Below are 15,880 nucleotides of genomic sequence, written 5' to 3'. Positions count from 1 at the left end.
GAGTTAATACCCAGCGGGAAACTGAACAATGCCAACAAACGCCGGGGCGCTGCCCCCTTCTAACGGAACGTCGAATTCAGCGCTGGAACAGCTGCGTCAACTGATACAGCAGCATCCGGATCAGACTCAGCCACTGCCGGCAGAGCGCGATCTGATGCAGATGTTTGATGCCGGACGCCGTGAAATTCGCCGTGCGCTGGATGTGCTGGAAGAGGAAGGCCGCGTGTGGCGCAAACAGGGGAAAGGCACGTTTACCGGCCCGAACGGTCCGGCGCAGCCGCTGAGTTTACAGGCGCTACCGAAACAATCGAATTTGCAGGAAGTGATGGAAGCCCGTCTCCAGATTGAGCCGGGGCTGGCAAAATATGCCGCCCTGCGCGCCACGCCGGAGCAAATTCAGCTGATGCGCCGTTTGCTGGATCGCGTGAACAGCATTTCCCGCGATGACGCGGATCAGATTGAACTCTGGGACAGCGCGTTTCACCGTGCGATTGCCGATGCTGCCGGTAACCGTCTGCTGCTCGGGCTTTTCGACGCTGTCGATGCCATTCGCCGTGATCCGAGCTGGCAGGCGGTACGTGATGCAGCGCGAAATCAGGAACGTCTGAGCCGCTACGACGATCACCATCACCGCATTGTTGAACACATCGCCGCGCGCCAGCCCAAAGAAGCTGCGCGTGTGATGCGCGAGCATCTTCTTGCCCTGCAACAGGCATTCCTTTCCACCCTGAATGACGATGAGGATTTCACTGATGACTGACCCGGACGGCTCCGTCACGCCGCTGTTACAGATCGACAATTTACAGGTGCAGTTTTCCGGCTCTCCGGCCACAGTCCTGGACGGTATTTCCCTGCAACTGGAGGCCGGTAAAACGCTGGCGCTGGTGGGGGAATCCGGTTGCGGAAAAAGCGTGACGTCGCTGGCGCTCATGGGATTATTGCCCGCCAGCGCGAACGTGTTAGACGGCGAAATTCACCTGAACGGGACGTCCCTGCGCGGGCTTTCTGAGCGTCAGTACGCGGATTTGCGCGGTGAGGAACTGGCGATGATTTTTCAGGAGCCAATGACGTCACTGAATCCGGCGCTGCGGCTGGGCGATCAGCTGGCGGAAGCTGTGATGCGTCACCAGAACACCGATAAAAAACAGGCGCGTGCGCAGGCGCTGGAGATGCTTAAAAAAGTACAAATTCCGGCACCGGAACTGCGGATGGATGCCTATCCGCACCAGCTTTCCGGCGGGATGCGTCAGCGCGTGATGATTGCGATGGCGCTGATCAACCGCCCGCAGCTGCTGATTGCCGATGAACCGACCACCGCGCTGGACGTCACGATCCAGGCGCAAATCCTCTCTTTGCTTAACCGGATCCAGGAAGAAACCGGCAGCGCCCTGCTGCTGATCACTCATGATCTGGGGGTGGTCGCCGAAGTGGCTGACAGTGTGGCGGTGATGTACGCCGGACAAATCGTGGAACAGGGCGCGGTTGAAGCTATTTTTAACAATCCGCAGCACCCTTACACCATCGGGCTGATGGGGTCGATGCCCTCGCTGGCATCGCGTCAGGGCGCACTTTCTACCATTCCCGGCGCGGTTCCGCTGCCACGCGATATGCCAAAAGGCTGCCGTTTTTCGACACGCTGCCCGTTTGCGGATACCCGTTGTCATCAGGAAAGGCCGCCTTTGCGCGCGCTGCATAAGTCTCCTCACCGCGTGGCCTGTTTCTACGCACCGCTGGAAAACTTTTTCGCATTATCAGCGGAAGGAGCCTGCGCATGAGTCCAGTACCTCGCCCCATTCTGGAAGCCGCCGGGCTGAGCAAAATCTTCAAAGGCCCGGCGTCAGTGTTCAGTAAACCTAAAATTGTTCAGGCGGTCGATCGTGTTTCGCTGCGCGTCTGGCACGGTGAAACGCTGGCGATCGTCGGGGAATCCGGTTCCGGGAAATCCACACTCGGCCGGTTGTTGTTGCAGTTACTCAGCGCCAGCGAAGGCGACGTTTTTTATGAAGGCAGGAATCTGCGGCAGTTTTCTACCGAACAGATGAAAAACCTGCGCCGTGATTTACAGATTATTTTTCAGGATCCGTTTGCGTCACTTAATCCGCGCATGACGGTGGAAGAGATCGTCGGCGAACCGTTGTGGCTGCACAACATTGTCAGCGGTAAAGCCGACCGTCAGGCGCGGGTGCGCGAGTTGCTGACCACTGTCGGCCTGCCCGCCGCTTTCAGCAACCGTTATCCCCATGAGTTTTCCGGTGGCCAGCGTCAGCGTATTGGTATTGCCCGCGCACTGGCCTCTTCTCCGAAACTTCTGCTCGGCGATGAGCCGGTTTCTGCGCTGGATGTTTCGGTGCAGGCGCAGGTCGTGAATCTTCTTGAAAACCTGAAACAGCAGTTTGGCCTGACGATGATTGTCGTCGCCCACGGTCTGGCGGTGATCCGCCACATGAGCGACCGCGTGGCGGTAATGTATCTCGGGCAAATCGTCGAACTGGCCAGCACGGACGATATTTTTGATCAGCCGCTGCATCCTTATACCCAGGCGCTGATTGCTTCTGCACCACTGCTGACGCCCGGCGTAAAACGCCCGGTGCCGCTGCTTCAGGGGGATATGCCCAATCCGTCCAGTATGCCTTCCGGTTGCCGGTTTCATACCCGCTGCGCGTACGCCACCGACGAATGCCGGCAGGTCGAACCGCCGCTGGAAACCGTCAGTGTTAACCGCATGGTGGCCTGCCACCGCTGGAGCGAATTACAGCGCGACCGGACTTCCGCGCTGGTTCCTCCGCCGTCTGCCGCTTTTATCTTACGGCGTGCGCTGTTTGAACAGGCGAGCCAGTCACGGCTTTCATCCTCCGATCCAACTTCAACATTAACTTCAACTCTGGGAACCCGACCATGAAATTTGCACCCCGCTTAAGCGCCTGCATTCCGGCGTTACTGTTGCTGACCACCGCCAGCCTTGCGCATGCGGAAAGCACCCTGCGCATCGGTCTTGGCAGCGATCCGGACATGCTCGATCCCGCCACAGCACGCACCTATTACGGGCGTTTTGTGTTCAGTGCGATGTGCGAACGGCTGGTGGATGTCGATCAGCATCTGCAAATCGTGCCGGGCCTGGCAAAGGACTGGACGTTCAGTGATGACGGTAAAACGCTGACGATGAATCTGCGCGAAGGCGTGACGTTCCATGATGGCGAAAAATTCGATGCGGCAGCGGTTAAATTCAATATTGAGCGCTATCTGACGCTGCCGGGTTCCCTGCGCAAAAGCGAGCTATCTTCGGTGGATTCCGTGGAAGTGACGGCGCCGTACACCGTAGTTTTCCACCTGAAAACCGCCGATGCCGCCCTGCTGATGCAACTGACCGACCGCGCAGGCACGATCCTCGCACCTGAAGCGACGGCAAAAGGCAACGTGGCCGCGCATCCGGTGTGCTCCGGCCCCTATGAATTCGTCAGCCGCGTGCAACAGGATCGCATCGTATTAAAACGCTTTGATAATTACTGGAACAAAGGCGCCTATCACTTCGACAAAGTGGTGTTCCTGCCCATCCCGGATGCGTCCGTGCGTCTCGCCAACCTGCGCGCGGGCGATCTGGATATCACTGAAGGGATTGCAGCCAGCGATACGGCGACGGTCAAAGGCGACAGCAATCTGCAACTCGCCAGCACCACCGGCCTCGGTTATATGGGGCTGACGATTAACGTCGGCAATGGCACTGCCAATACCAATACGCCGCTGGCGAAAGATGCCCGCGTGCGTCAGGCGCTGTCGCTGGCGATTGACCGCGACGCCATCAATCAGGTGGTATTCCAGGGGCAATATACCCCGGCGAATCAGGCATTTTCGCCTGCCAGCCCGTATCACGCCGATATTCCGGTTCCCAAACGCGACATTGAAAAGGCAAAAAAATTACTGGCCGAAGCCGGAGTGAAGACGCCGCTGACTATTGATTTCCTGGTGGCGAATAACCCGACGTCCCAGCAGGTCGCACAGGTACTTCAGGCGATGGTCAGCGAGGCGGGCATCAACCTGAATCTGCAAATGACCGAATACGCCACGTTGCTTGACCGCCAGCAAAGTGGCGCTTTCCAGATGAGTATGTCCGGCTGGTCTGGCCGTCCGGATCCTGACGGCAATATTTTCTCGTTCCTGAGCACCAAAGGCGGCCTCAACGATGGCAAATACAGCAACCCGAAAGTCGATCAATGGTTGCAGGAAGCGCGGCTGACCAGCGATGTGGCGCAGCGTAAAGCGCTATACAAACAGGTGGTTGAGCAGGAAAACATCGACGATCCGCTGGTGTATCTGTACTTCGAACCGCGCATTTTCGGTATCAGTAAGAAAGTCACCGGTTTTGTACCTTACGCCGACGGTCTGATCCGGTTGCAGGGTCTGGCACTGAACAAATAATTGCCGAGGATTTGCGATGTTAGAACTGGTGGTTAAAAGGCTGATATCAGCCGTACCGACGCTGTTTCTGGTCACGCTAATGGTTTTTTCGATGCAGAAATTACTGCCGGGCGACCCGATCACAGCGATGGCGGGCGAGGAACGTGATCCGGCGGTCATTGCCCAGCTGCGCGAGCAATACCATCTCAACGATCCGATCCCCAGCCAGTATTTCCACTGGGTTGGCAACGCGCTTCGCGGTGATTTTGGCACGTCGCTGCGCACGCAGGAACCGGTGTTGCAGCTGATTGCCAGCAAACTGCCGGTGACGCTGGAACTGTCGATGCTGGCGATGATTGTCGCGCTGATCATTGGCATCACGATGGGCGTGCTGGCGGCGGTCAATAAAGGCACCTGGATTGATAACGGCGCCAACTTTCTGGCGCTGTCGGGGATTTCGATCCCCCATTTCTGGCTGGGGGTGCTGCTGATTATGTTCTTCTCGGTCAAGCTGCACTGGCTTCCGGCGTCCGGTTATGTGCCGTTCTCGGAAGACCCGCTGCAAAACCTGAAAACCATGCTGCTGCCTGCGGCGGTGCTCGGCACAGGGCTTTCCGCCACGCTGATGCGCCATACCCGCGCGGCGATGATTACGGTTCTGAAAGCGGATTACATCCGGACGGCACGCGCCAAAGGGTTGTTGCCGAAAAAAGTCATCATGAAACACGCACTGCGTAATGCGCTGGTGCCGATCATTACGCTGACGACATTGCTGTTCGGCGAACTGCTGGGCGGTGCGGTGCTCAGCGAGCAGGTTTTCACCATTCCCGGCTTCGGCAAGATGATTGTTGATTCCGTTTTTAACCGTGATTACGCGGTGGTTCAGGGTGTGGTGATGGTCGTGGCGGTCGGTTTTCTGCTGATGAATCTGCTGGCCGACGTGCTGTATGTTCTGGTTAATCCACGTATGCGGAGAGCCTGAAATGAGTGTTTCCGTTATTTCCGTGACAACGTCACTCAGCATCCGCGAGCCAAACCGCGTTCTGCGTAAGTTTTTGCGCAATAAAAGCGCGGTCATCGGCGCGATCCTTGTGCTGACGTTCGCTTTGCTGGCACTTCTGGCACCGTGGATATCACCGTTTGATCCGATAAAAGCCAATTTCATGGAGGTGCGAAAAGCGCCTTCCGCCCTGCACTGGCTGGGCACCGACGAACTGGGGCGCGATATTTTGTCACGTCTGTTCTGGGGCGCTCGCACGTCGCTGATGGCCGGTTGCGTGTCGGTGATTATCGCGATTGTGATTGGCGTTCCGCTGGGGTTGATTGCCGGTTACTGGCAGGGCTGGCTGGACGGGATTATTTCACGCGTCGTTGAAGCGCTGCTCTCCTGTCCGTTTCTGGTGCTGGCGATTGCGCTCGGCGCATTTCTCGGGCCAAGCCTGGGGAATGCGATGATTGCCATCGGGCTATCTGCGATGCCGATTTTTGCCCGTCTGACACGCGCGCAGGTCATGAGCATCCGCAATGAAGAATACATCGAAGGCGCGCGGGCGATTGGCCTGCCAGACCGCTGGATTTTGCTGAAATATGTGCTGCCCAACGTGCTGTCGCCAATTCTGGTGCAGGCCACGCTGGCGGTGGCGTCGGCCATCATTACCGAAGCCAGCCTGTCGTTTCTCGGGCTGGGGCAGCAACCGCCGGACGCCTCGTGGGGCGCGATGCTTAATACCGCGCGCAGCTTCCTCGAACAGTCGCCGTGGATGTCGATTTTCCCCGGTCTGGCGATTTTTATGACGGTACAAGGTTTTAATTTGCTGGGTGACGGGCTGCGTGATGCGCTCGATCCCCGCTCTGAATAACGCGTTTTCTAAAAGGAATAATGATGTCTGAGAATTACGATTTTAACGCCGCTTATCCTACCCTGCGCCCGACGATGATGGGGGCCAATGCGGTCTGCGCCTCCCAGCCGCTGGCAGCACAGGCCGGGATGAAAATGCTGATGCTCGGCGGAAACGCGGCCGATGCGGCCATCGCCACCGCCATCGCGCTGACCGTGCTGGAACCCAGCGGTAACGGCGTGGGCAGCGACGCTTTTGCGATTATCTGGGACGGTAAAAAAGCTCACGGCCTGAACGCATCGGGCCGCTCACCGGCGGCGTGGACGCCGGAGTATTTCGCCTCTAAAGGCTATGAAACCGTGCCGACCTATGGCTGGGACGCCGTCACCGTGCCGGGCGCGGTTTCCGGCTGGGTGGCGCTGGCAAAACGTTTTGGCACCCTGCCACTGACCACGCTGGCACAACCCGCGGTCGATTACGCCCGTAACGGTTTTCCGGTATCGCCGCTGATTGGCCGCCTGTGGGAAATTGCGGTGAAAAAACTGCACAATCAGCCGGGTTTTATGGAATGTTTCGCGCCGGAAGGTCGTGCGCCAAAAATCGGCGAAATCTTCCGTAATCCTCAGCTGGCCGATACGCTGGAGCTGATCGCCAAAACCGAAGGCGAAGCGTTCTACCGCGGCGAGCTGGCCGATAAAATGATCGCCCACAGCCGGGAATTTGGCGGTGCGATAACTCACGATGACCTGGCGAATCACAAAGCCGACTGGGTGGAAACCCTGCAACAATCGTTCGCAGGCGGTTCGGTTCACGAACTGCCGCCAAACGGTCAGGGTATCGCCACGCTGATTGCGTTGGGCATTCTCGGTAAGCTTAACATCGGCGATAAACCGGTGGATTCCGTCGAAACCACGCATCTGTGCATCGAAGCAATGAAACTGGCGCTGGCCGATTTGGATCAGCACGTCACCGACAACGACCACATGCAGTTCGACCCGCAACTGTTCCTGAACGATGCGTATCTGGAAGAACGTGCGCGCCTGATTGACCGCACGAAAGCCAGCGACGTGACCTACGGCGCACCGCGTCCGGGGGGCACGGTTTACCTCACCACCGCCGATTCCAGCGGCATGATGGTATCGTTTATTCAATCCAACTACATGGGTTTCGGTTCCGGCGTTGTCGTACCGGGAACCGGCATCAGTATGCAAAATCGTGGCTGCGGCTTTACGCTCGATCAGCAGCACGCCAACTGCGTCGCACCGAATAAACGCACGCTGCACACCATTATTCCGGCGTTTGCGCAGGACGGCGAAGGCAAACCGCTGATGTCCTTCGGCCTGATGGGCGGCCCGATGCAGGCGCAGGGACATCTGCAACTGGCGCTGCGTATTATGCTGTACAAGCAAAATCCGCAGGCCGCCATCGATGCGCCGCGCTGGCGGATTAACGGTGGCCGTCAGGTCGCGATGGAAGCCACGTATGACCACAATACGCTGGCCGCGCTGCGGGCGATGGGGCATGAGCTGATTGTCGAAGATCCGCTTGGCGGCCATTCGTTCGGCGGCGCACAAGTGATTGTGGTGAATCCGGCAGGCGGGTATCTGGCCGGGACGGAATCCCGCAAAGACGGTCAGGCGCTGGTGATGTAGTTTTGGCTTTACCTTGTTCATCCCCCTGCAAAGGGGGATGTTCAGACCGGACACAACATGAAAGCAAGCGACTGCCTGTACGGCAGTGAACCAGGCCAAAGCGGTCGTTCTGTGTCACCGTGTTTTCTAAGCTGCCTGTGCGGCAGTGAACTTCCAGGGACAGAAAGTCCTGGTCTATTTCTATTTCTAAGCTGCCTGTGCGGCAGTGAACAGTTAGGTTTTGGGGTTTAGACTTTGAACTGCCTAAGATTATTCCTCTTTGGGAAGAAATACCCTCTTTTTTTGACGGGGTTGGCGATCCATTGAAATCAATGAGTTAGCGAAAGTGCGAAAAAGAGGGTCATTTCGGAGATGGCATTGATACCCCACTTTCCTTAGCAGAAAGGGGAGCCGAACGGGCTTTTTTGCTCCTCCCACTTCGCAGGGGAGTTAACTCCCTCTTTGTGACTCCCCTTCCAAATCTTCGCTAAAACGATGTAATTCGATCCCATCGCTATAAAAATTTGAAACGCCGTTCTATAAATGGAGTGTTGAGTACTTTGCACTTTCATATGGAGAACGAATATATGACCCGTCCACTGTTTCATGGCGTGATCCCACCGGTCGCAACAATCCTGAATGAAAACGAACAGCTTGACCATCAGGGCATGGCGCGCCTGATTGATTTTGCGATTGAAGGCGGCGTAAACGGCCTGTTTTTCCTCGGCAGCGCGGGAGAATTTGCGCATATGTCCCGCGAACTGCGGCATGAAGTCGCCGAATTTTGCACCAGACACGTTGCCGGACGCGTGCCGGTGCTGATCGGAGCTGCGCATCCCGGCACGGCGGAAACGCTGGCGTTTGCCCGGCACGCCAGAAGCGTCGGCGCGGACGGCGTGGTGGTGGTGAATCCCTATTACAATCCGCTGACCGAAGAAGCGCTGTATCTGCATTACCGCACCCTTGCTGAAAACGCGGGTCTGCCGGTGATTATGTATAACTATCCGGCGCTGACAGGTCAGCCGCTGCCCGTCAGTCTGATCAAACGCCTGGCGCTGGATTGCCCGAACATCGTCGGACTGAAAGACACCGTCGACAGTCTCAATCATATTCGCGAAACGATACAGGCAGTGAAACCTGAACGCCCTGATTTCGCGGTATTTTCTGGTTATGACGAATATCTGTTCGGTACGCTAATCCTCGGCGGGGACGGTGCTATTCCCGCCAGCGCCAACTTTGCGCCGCACCTCACTTGCGGAATTTACCGCGCTTTCAGAGAGAAAGATTTCGCCACTGCGGTAGAACTGCAACAGCGGTTATCTTTCCTGCCGCCGCTCTACACGCTGGATACGCCCATTTACAACGTCATCAAATACGCCATCTCGCAGGTCGGTATCGACGTACCTGTTTATTCGCTGAAACCGGCGTTGCCGCTGAGTAGTGATAAACAAAAAATTGTGCGTGATATTTTGAAACAAGCCGGCGTCAGTGTCGCCGGTTAAGCCCTCTGCGCCTCCCCCTCCGTAACGGGAGGCGAAAACCCTCAATCTAAATCGAAATCATTACTATTCCGCTTTAATATTCGATACTCTATTCCCATGATTTACAGAGCCGAATGACGTTTATAACGCAATGATGCAAACACTCCTCGACAGTTTCCGCGAAACGCCGGTCAGCTGGGTTGCCGATACTTTCAAACCTATGTCGCCGCTGGTGACGAATGCCGTGCCGATGTCGCACCTCACGACGGCGGAAGGCTGCGCCAGCGTGCTCAAACGCTATCTGGACGCCAATGCGGCCGATGCCGCAAAGTGCGATACCCGCCGCGCACGTATCTCAATGTGGTCACAATGGTATTTCGCTACCCTGCTGCCAAGCTGGGTAATCGTTTCCCTGCGCCACGGCTGGCAGCTACCTATCGCCGCTGAAAATGTCTATCTGTGTATGCAGGAAGAAGGCTTACCGGCGCAGATTTATCTGGATGGCGAAGGCGAAGCGCTGATTTCACAGGAGCCCATGGCGCGGTTTGACGTGATGATCGAGCAGCAGCTGCGCCCGATTTGCGAAGCACTGGCAGAATTCTCCGGGCTGAAACCGGGTATTTACTGGAGCAATGCGGCGATACGCGTTGGCTGGGGCGTGAAACAGGCGGAACTGGTTGATGCTGATATTTCTGACGGTATGACGTTGATGGAATCACGCGAGCTGCGCTACGGCGGCAAAAACCCGTTGTTTCAGCCGATGCGCGCCGAAGACCCTTCCGATCCTGACAGCCCGGAGTATCGCAAACAATGCTGTCTGCGCTACGATCTGGCCGATCACGCCATGTGCCCTTCCTGCCCGTTATTGCTAGCAGAACGCAAATCCGGCAAAAGACGTAAAACTCTCGCGGAGTAATTTGCAAATCTGCCAGCCACTTACAAAAGCTGAATAAACTTAGCGTAAAAAATGATTGGATCTTAGCAGCGGATAATTATATGAATTGGGTTATATAGACCAACGAGGCATTCATCATGACAATGAAAAAACCTAAGAGCTGGCCATCCGCTCTTAACTCGCTGGCCTCAGAGGTGATTGATACTCTGGCGCAACCCGTTAACCGCGTATGGAACACGTTAACCGGCAATCAGCAGCCGCTCAGAGCAAGGATTGTTCATCGTTATGCGATTCCGTCTACCCGCACCATCAGCGTAACGGAAGGGTTCTTCGGATTTATTCCGGTAGAATCTTATGAGAACGAACGTTTTATTCTGGAAGTCGCCTACGCCGACAAACAGTATCAGGTAGAAGTCCCGCGGGCTTATTACCAGAAAAGTAATATCGGCGACGGTATCGATATCCACACGCTGTAACGCCCTCTTCTTTAAACAGGCTGCATCTTCACGGGCGCAGCCTTTTTTTATGCCCTGAACTCTGCCGTTTCTGCCAAAAAATCTGCCTTACCCCACAGATTCCGCTTTTATTTTGTTCAAAACATGAAAATTATTGACATAATAATCACCTGAATTTAGAAAATTATTTACATTCTATTCCCGCCGTTTCTCTCCTTTTATGAGGTTAATGATGACCCGCACCGGACAGCTTTCCCCTGCCTCTGCCAGCCAGTCACGCCGCGCGTTAGTCGCCGGTTCAGTGGGCAACTTTATCGAATGGTACGAATTTGGCGTTTACGGTTATCTGGCGACACTGATCGCCGGTAACTTTTTCACGCTCGAAGGCCAGACCGGCATGACCGGTTTGCTTCTGACGTACGCGTCGTTTGCACTGGCCTTTTTCTGCCGCCCGATTGGCGCCATTATCTTTGGCCGCATCGGCGACCGCATTGGCCGTAAGCCCACGCTGATTGCCGTGGTATTACTGATGACCCTCGCCACAGCCATCATCGGTATCCTGCCGACTTACGCACAAATTGGCGTCGCCGCGCCGCTGTTACTGACGCTGATGCGCATGTTCCAGGGCCTGTTTGCAGGCGGTGAATTTGGCGGCGCAGTTTCGCTGATGACAGAATTCGCCCCGAAAGGCAAACGCGGAATTTACGGCGCGTGGCAGTCTTTCACCGTTTCACTCGGCCTGCTGACCGGCGTGGCGCTGGTGGCCATTCTGGTTCAGTGGCTGCCGGATGCTGAAATGAAAGCCTGGGGCTGGCGCATTCCGTTCCTGCTGGCCCTGCCGATGGGGCTGGTGGCGCTTTATCTGCGCCTTAAACTTGACGAAACACCGACCTTTATTGCCAGCCAGAAACCGGAAAAAAACGCACCGCGCACGGCGGAAGAAAAAGCCTCAACGCTGGCAACCGCCAAAGCTATCGCGCTGGGGATTGGCCGCATGATGGGCTGGTCGGCGGGCGGTTACACCTTCCTGGTGGTGATGCCGTCGTATCTGCAAACCTCGCTTCACGCCACGTTTTTGCAGGCGCTGGTCGCGACCGTGCTGGCGAACGTCGGTTTCGCGATTGCGATCCTGCCATCGGGCTGGCTGAGTGACAAAATCGGCCGCAAAATAGTGATGATGATTGCCGTGCTGACGGTGATTATTCTCAGCTTCCCGCTGCTGCATCTGCTGCAAAACCCGGAAAGCAGCCTGCTGGCAAAAGGCGTCGCCGTGCTGATTGCCGGTGCAACCATCGGCATGATTGCAGGCCCCGGCCCGGCGATGCTGGCGGAAATGTTCCCAACCCGCGTGCGCTATACCGGCCTCGGGCTGTCGTATTCATTGTCGAACGCCGTGTTCTCCGGCTGCGCGGGGCTTATCATCACCGGCCTGATTAAAGAAACCGGGAATCTGGATATTCCGGCGTATTACGTGGTGGCAACCTGCGTGGTCAGCCTGTTTGCGCTGATGACGCTGCGCAAAGACGACCATCTTCGCGAACTGGAAAAATAACCGATGAATCTGCAATCGCGATTACAGGCTTTGCAGGGCAGCTTTTCACCGGCTGAAAAACGGATCATCACCCTCATTATGCTGAGCCCGCCGGATGTCGCAAAATTGAGCGTAACGGCACTGGCGCAGCTTGCGCAAACCAGTACCGCCACGGTGGTGCGAACCAGCAAACGATTAGGGTTTGAGGGGTACCCCGCGCTGCGGCTGGCGCTGGCGGCAGAATTGCCCCTTGCGCTACCGCACGCTGAATCGCCACTGGCGGCAGACATTAATGAAACCGATTCGCCGAAGCAAATCCTGCATAAGCTGCTGGCGTTTGAGGTGGAAGGCGCGACGGCGACGGCGCAGTTGCTGAAAGGCGAATCGCTGGAAGAAACCGTTGCGGCGCTGGCTAAGGCGCGACGGATTGACGTCTACGGCGCAGGCGCGTCTTCGCTTGTAGCACAGGATTTTTGCCAGAAACTGCGCCGCATCGGCCTTATCGCCCAGACGTTCGGCAGCACCGATGAAAGCCTGGTCAGCGCCTGTCAGTTAACGGCGGCGGATGTCGCGCTGGCGATTTCCCATTCCGGCGAAACGGCGGGCGTGCTGGACGCCCTGCTGCATGCGAAAAACGCCGGTGCGGCAACGCTCGCCATCACCGCCAATGGCCGGTCACCGCTGGCGCGCAAAGCCGACATTGTGCTGCTCACCAGCAGCCGCGAACTGGGTTTCCGCGCCGCCGCGATGGCGAGCCGCACCAGCCAGTTGCTGATTATCGATTGCCTGTATATCGGCGTCGCGCAGCGTTTACCCGGCGCGAGGGACGCCTTACGCAAAACCCATGACGCCGTGCGCCAGCGCCGCCGCTGATATTCCGGCACTTCACCACGCGCCTTCTATACTTCATAAAACACCCCGTTTTATGCGTTTATCTGAGGGCAGCCATGTTCACCCACCGTTTGGTTTTTCCTGCCAGCGTGCTTCGCGGACGCGGAGCGATTAAACATTTAGGCGCAATGTGCGGACGTCTCGGCCAGCGGACGTTATTGGTCGGCGGTAAACGGGCAATTGCCAGCGTGGAAGCCAAAGTCGCCGATCAGCTCGAACAACAGATGGTCAGTTATCTCGGCAGTGAAATCTTCAACGGCGAATGTTGCCAGCAGGAAATCAACCGGCTGGCGGACATTTTCCGCACACAGGGCGTTGAAGTGATTATCGCCACCGGCGGCGGAAAGGCGCTGGATACTGCCAAAGCGGCGGGCGTCGCCTGCAATATTCCGGTCGTCACGTTGCCGAGCATCGCGGGCACCTGCTCCGCAGTCACCTCGCTGGCGTTTCGTTATCATGAGGACGGCGAGTTCCGCGACATGGTTCCGCTTCCCTGCGGCCCGGCGGCAGCGGTGATCGACGCTGATTTGCTCGCAGCTTCTCCGCTGCCGTGGCTTTCAGCCGGTATCGGCGACACGCTGGCAAAATGGTACGAATACCGTGCCATCAGTGACCTGACCCGGCTCACCGGCCTTGCCGGTGTTGCGAGAACCAACAGTGAACTTTGCTATACGCTCATCGAACACTTCGCCGCCGACGCCTGTTTCGCGGTGCAGGACGGCAAAGCCAACAACGCGCTCGAACAGGTTCTCGATGCGATTTTCCTCTACGCCGGACTGACGTCCATTATGAGCAACGGCGCACACACCGGCGCATCCCACGCGTTATACGAAGGTTTCACCGCCTGCGCTAAAACCCGCCACGTCGCCCACGGTCTGCTGGTAGGCTACGGGAATCTGTGCCTGCTGGCACTCGAAGGCCGCAGCGATGAAGAGCTGCAAACCGCCTTAGCCCTGGCGCGTGCCAGCGCGATCCCAACGCAGCTGTCACATATCGCGCAGGGCCTGACGGAGCAGGATCTGGCAGTGATTATCGACCGGAGTCTGAGTACGCCGGATATGGCAAACATGCCGGGGGATGTCTGTTTCGCAGATGTGAGGGGGGCGATTGAGAGAGTTGAAGGGCTCGCCGCCCAAACGGGTCTTGGTTTTAAATAACCGAAACTTTCTCAGTCCGCCGACAGCCCCCGCTGCAAGTCAGAAACTGAAATCGTCTTGAACTGCTATTGAAACCACCTCCAGTTCGAAACTGTTATACCTGATTATCACCATACTGTTCCTGTTATACCTACTCCCCTTCATGGTTAAATCCTCTTTCATCATCTGCTATAAAAATAGGTCCTCTCATGTTGGGTTTAGATGCCTTCGAACTGGCGCGTATACAGTTCGCTTTCACCGTTTCTTTCCATATAATTTTCCCCGCCATCACCATCGGGCTGGCCAGTTTTCTGGCGGTGCTTGAAGGGATGTGGCTTAAAACCAAAAAAGAGGAATATCGCGACCTCTATCATTTCTGGTCAAAAATCTTTGCCGTGAATTTCGGCATGGGCGTGGTTTCCGGGCTGGTGATGGCGTATCAGTTCGGGACTAACTGGAGCTTTTTCTCATCATTTGCAGGCAGCATTACCGGCCCCCTGCTGACTTACGAAGTATTGACCGCCTTCTTCCTTGAAGCGGGTTTTCTGGGCGTGATGTTGTTCGGCTGGAACCGTGTCGGCCCCGGTCTGCACTTTTTCGCCACCTGTATGGTCGCGCTCGGCACGCTGATGTCCACGTTCTGGATCCTCGCGTCTAACAGCTGGATGCAGACGCCGCAGGGCTTTGAGATCGTCAACAATCAGGTGGTGCCGGTGGACTGGCTGAAAGTCATTTTCAACCCGTCGTTTCCCTACCGTTTGCTGCATATGACCACCGCCGCATTCCTGTCATCGGCGTTTTTCGTCGGCGCGTCTGCCGCCTGGCATCTGCTTAAAGGGCGCAATACCCCGGCGATGCGCACCATGCTGTCGATGGCAATGTGGATGGCGCTGATCGTTTCTCCGGTTCAGGCGCTGATTGGCGACGCGCACGGGCTGAACACGCTGAAATATCAGCCCGCGAAAATCGCGGCAATTGAAGGCCACTGGGAGAATAAAAACAGCGAGCCGTCGCCGCTGATTCTGTTTGGGTATCCGGATAAGGAACGCGAGGAAACGCGTTATTCGCTGGAAATCCCCTATCTCGGCAGCCTGATCCTCACGCACAGCCTGACGCAGCAAATCCCGGCGCTGAAATCATTCCCGAAAGAAGACCGGCCTGACCCGACCATCGTTTTCTACAGTTTCCGCATTATGGCCGGGCTCGGCATGCTGATGATCGTGCTGGGATTGTGGAGCCTCTGGCTGCGCTGGCGCGGTAATCTTTATGAAAACAGAGCGTTTTTGCGGTTTGCATTACTGATGGGGCCGTCTGGTCTGATTGCCCTGCTGGCGGGCTGGTTTACCACTGAAATTGGCCGCCAGCCGTGGGTGGTTTATGGTCTGCTGCGCACGAAAGACGCCGTTTCCAGCCACGGCGAGATGCAGATGAGCATCAGCCTGCTGCTGTTCGTGGTGATTTATTCCTCGGTGTTTGGCGTCGGTTATCTCTACATGATGAAGCTTATCCGCAAAGGGCCGCAGCCGCATGAGGGTCGGAGTCAGGATCACGGCGGACCGGGGCAACATCGCACACCGGCGCGTCCGCTGTCGGCTATTAAAGAACCGCTGAACGACGAAGGAGTCTGAAA

Annotated in this window: 14 protein-coding genes; all 14 read left to right on the top strand. The window is 56.7% G+C overall.

Going from position 1 to position 15,880, the window contains the following annotated elements; genetic code table 11:
• Positions 1-28 precede the first annotated feature (28 nt).
• The 14 genes from GW579_RS02485 to GW579_RS02420 all read left to right on the top strand — a co-directional run bounded on the left by GW579_RS02485 (position 29) and on the right by GW579_RS02420 (position 15,878).
• Positions 29-760, top strand: a complete 732-nt coding sequence (locus GW579_RS02485) for a FadR/GntR family transcriptional regulator (RefSeq protein ID WP_152326071.1) — start codon at positions 29-31, stop codon at positions 758-760.
• On the top strand, positions 753-1,775 hold the full coding sequence (locus GW579_RS02480) for an ABC transporter ATP-binding protein (RefSeq protein ID WP_165057320.1): 1,023 nt from the start codon (positions 753-755) through the stop codon (positions 1,773-1,775). Before GW579_RS02485 ends, GW579_RS02480 begins: the two co-directional genes overlap by 8 nt.
• Positions 1,772-2,899, top strand: coding sequence for an ABC transporter ATP-binding protein (locus tag GW579_RS02475; RefSeq protein ID WP_165057318.1), 1,128 nt, complete (start codon positions 1,772-1,774; stop codon positions 2,897-2,899). The genes GW579_RS02480 and GW579_RS02475 overlap by 4 nt, the downstream gene beginning before the upstream one ends.
• Complete coding sequence (locus tag GW579_RS02470; protein WP_152326068.1) at positions 2,896-4,413, top strand: ABC transporter substrate-binding protein; 1,518 nt, start codon at positions 2,896-2,898, stop codon at positions 4,411-4,413. Before GW579_RS02475 ends, GW579_RS02470 begins: the two co-directional genes overlap by 4 nt.
• 16 nt (positions 4,414-4,429) lie before the next feature.
• Positions 4,430-5,374 (top strand): ABC transporter permease, encoded by a 945-nt coding sequence (locus GW579_RS02465; protein WP_165057316.1) that lies wholly within the window; start codon positions 4,430-4,432, stop codon positions 5,372-5,374.
• A gap of 1 nt (position 5,375) precedes the next feature.
• Positions 5,376-6,251: an ABC transporter permease gene (locus GW579_RS02460; protein WP_165057314.1), complete on the top strand. Its 876-nt coding sequence runs from the start codon at positions 5,376-5,378 to the stop codon at positions 6,249-6,251.
• Between the two features lie 23 nt (positions 6,252-6,274).
• Positions 6,275-7,882, top strand: a complete 1,608-nt coding sequence (locus GW579_RS02455; protein WP_165058688.1) for a gamma-glutamyltransferase family protein — start codon at positions 6,275-6,277, stop codon at positions 7,880-7,882.
• A 566-nt stretch (positions 7,883-8,448) separates the two neighbouring features.
• A complete protein-coding gene (locus tag GW579_RS02450) occupies positions 8,449-9,363 on the top strand; it encodes a dihydrodipicolinate synthase family protein (RefSeq protein ID WP_165057312.1) in 915 nt (304 codons plus the stop codon).
• A 130-nt stretch (positions 9,364-9,493) separates the two neighbouring features.
• Positions 9,494-10,258 (top strand): siderophore-iron reductase FhuF, encoded by a 765-nt coding sequence (fhuF, locus tag GW579_RS02445; RefSeq protein WP_165057310.1) that lies wholly within the window; start codon positions 9,494-9,496, stop codon positions 10,256-10,258.
• 116 nt (positions 10,259-10,374) lie between these two features.
• Complete coding sequence (locus GW579_RS02440; protein WP_104922154.1) at positions 10,375-10,713, top strand: hypothetical protein; 339 nt, start codon at positions 10,375-10,377, stop codon at positions 10,711-10,713.
• Between the two features lie 211 nt (positions 10,714-10,924).
• The gene (locus tag GW579_RS02435) at positions 10,925-12,244 is read left to right on the top strand and encodes an MFS transporter (protein ID WP_165058686.1); all 1,320 of its coding nucleotides are present in this window, start codon (positions 10,925-10,927) and stop codon (positions 12,242-12,244) included.
• A 3-nt stretch (positions 12,245-12,247) separates the two neighbouring features.
• Positions 12,248-13,096: a MurR/RpiR family transcriptional regulator gene (locus GW579_RS02430; protein WP_165057308.1), complete on the top strand. Its 849-nt coding sequence runs from the start codon at positions 12,248-12,250 to the stop codon at positions 13,094-13,096.
• 74 nt (positions 13,097-13,170) lie between these two features.
• Complete coding sequence (locus tag GW579_RS02425; RefSeq protein ID WP_165057306.1) at positions 13,171-14,271, top strand: iron-containing alcohol dehydrogenase family protein; 1,101 nt, start codon at positions 13,171-13,173, stop codon at positions 14,269-14,271.
• A gap of 188 nt (positions 14,272-14,459) precedes the next feature.
• Positions 14,460-15,878, top strand: coding sequence for a cytochrome ubiquinol oxidase subunit I (locus GW579_RS02420; protein WP_165057304.1), 1,419 nt, complete (start codon positions 14,460-14,462; stop codon positions 15,876-15,878).
• The last annotated feature ends 2 nt before the right edge of the window (positions 15,879-15,880 follow it).

It is taken from the genome of Rahnella contaminans, assembly GCF_011065485.1.
In the GTDB taxonomy this organism is placed as follows: domain Bacteria; phylum Pseudomonadota; class Gammaproteobacteria; order Enterobacterales; family Enterobacteriaceae; genus Rahnella; species Rahnella contaminans.
The sequence above is the reverse complement of the archived record's forward strand: the minus strand, read 5'-3'. Positions and strand labels throughout refer to the sequence as shown.

Excerpts from the sequence above, each read along its gene's own strand:
- GW579_RS02485 (WP_152326071.1), top strand. The coding sequence starts at position 29 with ATGCCAACAAACGCCGGGGCGCTGCCCCCTTCTAACGGAACGTCGAAT.
- GW579_RS02480 (WP_165057320.1), top strand. The coding sequence starts at position 753 with ATGACTGACCCGGACGGCTCCGTCACGCCGCTGTTACAGATCGACAAT.
- GW579_RS02475 (WP_165057318.1), top strand. The coding sequence starts at position 1,772 with ATGAGTCCAGTACCTCGCCCCATTCTGGAAGCCGCCGGGCTGAGCAAA.
- GW579_RS02470 (WP_152326068.1), top strand. The coding sequence starts at position 2,896 with ATGAAATTTGCACCCCGCTTAAGCGCCTGCATTCCGGCGTTACTGTTG.
- GW579_RS02465 (WP_165057316.1), top strand. The coding sequence starts at position 4,430 with ATGTTAGAACTGGTGGTTAAAAGGCTGATATCAGCCGTACCGACGCTG.
- GW579_RS02460 (WP_165057314.1), top strand. The coding sequence starts at position 5,376 with ATGAGTGTTTCCGTTATTTCCGTGACAACGTCACTCAGCATCCGCGAG.
- GW579_RS02455 (WP_165058688.1), top strand. The coding sequence starts at position 6,275 with ATGTCTGAGAATTACGATTTTAACGCCGCTTATCCTACCCTGCGCCCG.
- GW579_RS02450 (WP_165057312.1), top strand. The coding sequence starts at position 8,449 with ATGACCCGTCCACTGTTTCATGGCGTGATCCCACCGGTCGCAACAATC.
- fhuF (WP_165057310.1), top strand. The coding sequence starts at position 9,494 with ATGATGCAAACACTCCTCGACAGTTTCCGCGAAACGCCGGTCAGCTGG.
- GW579_RS02440 (WP_104922154.1), top strand. The coding sequence starts at position 10,375 with ATGACAATGAAAAAACCTAAGAGCTGGCCATCCGCTCTTAACTCGCTG.
- GW579_RS02435 (WP_165058686.1), top strand. The coding sequence starts at position 10,925 with ATGACCCGCACCGGACAGCTTTCCCCTGCCTCTGCCAGCCAGTCACGC.
- GW579_RS02430 (WP_165057308.1), top strand. The coding sequence starts at position 12,248 with ATGAATCTGCAATCGCGATTACAGGCTTTGCAGGGCAGCTTTTCACCG.
- GW579_RS02425 (WP_165057306.1), top strand. The coding sequence starts at position 13,171 with ATGTTCACCCACCGTTTGGTTTTTCCTGCCAGCGTGCTTCGCGGACGC.
- GW579_RS02420 (WP_165057304.1), top strand. The coding sequence starts at position 14,460 with ATGTTGGGTTTAGATGCCTTCGAACTGGCGCGTATACAGTTCGCTTTC.